Origin of the sequence: Thermococcus sp. Bubb.Bath, from assembly GCF_012027595.1 — an archaeon.
Taxonomy (GTDB): Archaea; Methanobacteriota_B; Thermococci; order Thermococcales; family Thermococcaceae; genus Thermococcus.
Genome location: NZ_SNUR01000063.1, coordinates 1 through 393 on the forward strand (window position 1 = coordinate 1; position 393 = coordinate 393).

Annotated in this window: 1 protein-coding gene and 1 pseudogene; both read right to left on the minus strand. The window is 33.6% G+C overall.

All coding sequences use genetic code 11. The annotated features are described in order from the left end of the window. Positions 1 to 142 (minus strand): annotated as a pseudogene (locus E3E29_RS11940) (nicotinate phosphoribosyltransferase); the annotation flags it as partial. Between the two features lie 54 nt (positions 143 to 196). Continuing rightward, positions 197 to 373: a 6-carboxytetrahydropterin synthase gene (locus E3E29_RS11525; protein WP_167911119.1), complete on the minus strand. Its 177-nt coding sequence runs from the start codon at positions 371 to 373 to the stop codon at positions 197 to 199. Positions 374 to 393: the final 20 nt, after the last annotated feature.

The window sequence follows — 393 nt, forward strand, 5'->3', positions numbered from 1 at the left end:
GAAGTGATGTAGTACTTATATCTGCAAAGACTTTTTTGTGAACATTTTTTTCCTCGAGAACTTTTTTTGTTCTGATAAAATAGACATCAGTAGTTTCACCGCTTTTTATCTCATCTTCATGAGCGATGTAAAAGTCTCTCATTTTCTACACCCCGTTATATCTTTGGTGGTGTAACTTTTAGCTTTTTGGTAGGCCTTAAAACTCGAATTCAACCCCATTTTCGTCTCCTTCCCACAAAACGATTTTGTAAAGTTTGATATTCTCCGGCAAGTTTGTTTTAATCTGTTCAGCAATCCATAGGGCTATGTTTTCTGTGGTTGGATTTTTAAATATTCTGTTGAGATTTTTATGTTTTAATGGTCCTATTGTCATTTCTATTATTTTTCAGATCG

Coding starts and splice junctions, on each gene's coding strand:
- E3E29_RS11525 (WP_167911119.1), bottom strand. CDS start 373: ATGACAATAGGACCATTAAAACATAAAAATCTCAACAGAATATTTAAA.